Origin of the sequence: Vibrio sp. S11_S32, assembly GCF_014694465.1 — a bacterium.
Lineage (GTDB): Bacteria > Pseudomonadota > Gammaproteobacteria > Enterobacterales > Vibrionaceae > Vibrio > Vibrio algicola.
The window spans coordinates 1-1862 of the sequence record NZ_JAAUWS010000106.1 but is presented as its reverse complement, the minus strand read 5'-3'; the positions used below and the strand labels follow the sequence as shown (position 1 = coordinate 1862).

Here is a 1862-nt window from a genome sequence, read left to right as displayed (position 1 = left end):
AAATGAAGCATCATTTATTACAGGTACGTTTGTTGATATAGCTGGTGGTAAATAGCCGTATAACAAGTCACTTAAAAGGACAAAAAACAGTTGGTTTTTGCTCCTGCGTCGCTTATTTTAACCAACTGTTTTTTGCCTCTTAGTGAGGCGTTATGTGTAAATCTTATCTCTGAGGTAGTATGAAATTACTTGTAGCTGGATCAAATGGATATGTTGGTAGTCATGTAACTGATTTTTTTAGAGATAAAGGTTTTGATGTATTTGTATATAGTCGAGAAGAAGATCAAGATCATAAAGGTACTATTTCAAGCGTAAATGTAGAAATGCATGGATTTTTTGATGCTGTAATCAATTGTGCTCGACCTCATTGGTCAATGTATACGCCAGAAAACATTGCTCAAATAGAAACTGACTTACTTTCCGACTTAAATAAATTTGCGTCTAAAAATGCAACTAAAATACATACGTCGGGTATATGGCTATTTGGTAATGCGAATGAAAAAGAATTACGACACCTTATTCACCGTCCATTTGACATGGTTAAACTGGATGAAAAAACGATACAAAATTCTTTATCATTAAACTGGAATGTAGTTTATTGCCCGAGTCTCATTTATGGTGGTAATTCATGCCAATTACGTCGTATTGTAGGAGATTGGGGAAAATCACCTGTTACAGTTGCAATTCCTAGTGTTGGTTATAATCAATATGTTCATGTACTTGACGTTGCGGAGTTTTATTATACGTTAGTGACCCAACCTAATATCAAAGAAAAAAAGCATATCATTGCTGAAACTAAAGGTTATACTCCAGAAACTTTCGCTAAATTACTCCAAGAAAATTCCATTATAGAGTGTGTATCCAAAGTAAATTGGGATGAGTTTGAACTACAAAAAGGTTTAGAAGCCATTGATATTGAGAAGCTTAATCTAAACTTACCGATTAGCTCATACTTCAGAGAAAAACATACAATCAATGAATATTTAATGCAATACACATAACAAGTCGTTTAAACGGAATAAAAACAGCGGGTTATCGCTGCGCGATTTTAACCCACCATTTTTATCCGCTTAACGAGGCGTTAGGCATAACTATAAACTGGAGAGTGTATGACTGAAAATAATGAATTAAAAGGACTTAGTGGTTGGTTGATCTTAGTTGGAATAGGAATTATTTTTTCTCCTATTAGACTACTAACCACATATATCCCTATGTATAAAACAATATTTGAGGACGGTACGTGGGAAGCATTAACTACAGTTGGTTCAGAGGCTTATAATTCACTTTGGGCTCCACTATTACTTGGCGAAATCACTTATAATTCTATAATGGTTGCGGCATCTATCTACTTAATATATTTGTTTTTTTCAAAGCATGATCTTTTTCCAAAACTTTATATAGGCATTGCTGCATTATCTATTGTGTTCATTCCTTTGGATGCATGGCTTGTTACTAAAGTACTGCCATCTGAGCCAATGTTTGATCCTGAAACAACCAAAGAATTTATGCGTTCTCTAGTAGGAGGTATTATTTGGGTTCCATATATGCTTATTTCAAAAAGAGTTAAAGCAACGTTTGTCGAAAATATGCCTAACAAATAAGGTATTCTGGTCTAATCGATCTGGACACCTTGATTGTGGATAATCAATCGAGGTGAATATGAATACAAAACGTCAATATCGAACTTATACGAAAGAATTTAAAGAAGAGGCAATCGGCCTTATTACCGAACAAAGGTATTCTGTCGCCCAAGCTGCTGATGCGTTGGGAGTATCACAAAACCTGCTTTACACTTGGAAGCAGAAGGCTGACGAACTCAATAATTCATCTGTCAACGCAGATGAAAAAACGGAATTAATGGC

At 35.0% G+C, this 1862-nt stretch carries 3 protein-coding genes; all 3 read left to right on the top strand.

Annotated elements, in window-relative coordinates:
* Positions 1 to 179 precede the first annotated feature (179 nt).
* Positions 180 to 1001, top strand: a complete 822-nt coding sequence (locus HC723_RS16715; RefSeq protein ID WP_190339893.1) for an NAD-dependent epimerase/dehydratase family protein — start codon at positions 180 to 182, stop codon at positions 999 to 1001.
* Positions 1002 to 1109: 108 nt separating this feature from the next.
* Positions 1110 to 1601: a DUF2569 domain-containing protein gene (locus tag HC723_RS16710; protein WP_190339892.1), complete on the top strand. Its 492-nt coding sequence runs from the start codon at positions 1110 to 1112 to the stop codon at positions 1599 to 1601.
* Positions 1602 to 1659: 58 nt separating this feature from the next.
* Positions 1660 to 1862, top strand: a 203-nt coding sequence (locus HC723_RS16705; protein WP_190339891.1) for a transposase, incomplete at its 3' end; no start/stop codon positions are given.